Origin of the sequence: Paraburkholderia sp. SIMBA_027, assembly GCF_046535315.1 — a bacterium.
GTDB lineage: Bacteria > Pseudomonadota > Gammaproteobacteria > Burkholderiales > Burkholderiaceae > Paraburkholderia > Paraburkholderia tropica.
In genome coordinates this window covers 1-277 of record NZ_JAWRWY010000450.1, presented here as the reverse complement: position 1 = coordinate 277, position 277 = coordinate 1, and the positions used below count along the sequence as shown (strand labels likewise).

Genomic DNA, 277 nt, shown 5'->3' with positions numbered 1-277 from the left:
CGTCAATCCGCTCGAGATGGCCGACCTCGACTCGGAATACCAGCGTTATGGGGCCAATGTTCACTTCGACAATACGTATCCCGCCGAGCACGGCTGGGAATCGCCTGACGGCGAACTTGCATGCGGCACGCTCGGGAGCCCCTACATGGTGCGCTGCTTGGCGAATGGCGCAGTCTACGATTCAGTATAAACGTGGCTGACGATGTTCCTCGGCCCATTGACACCGCGCAACGACGGGAAGCTGTCGGGTACGCTGTCTGCATTCGATCAAACGGAG

1 pseudogene is annotated in these 277 nt (G+C 59.2%); it reads left to right on the top strand.

The window, feature by feature from the left end:
* Positions 1 to 190: pseudogene (locus SB764_RS39790) on the top strand (hypothetical protein); the annotation flags it as partial.
* Positions 191 to 277: the final 87 nt, after the last annotated feature.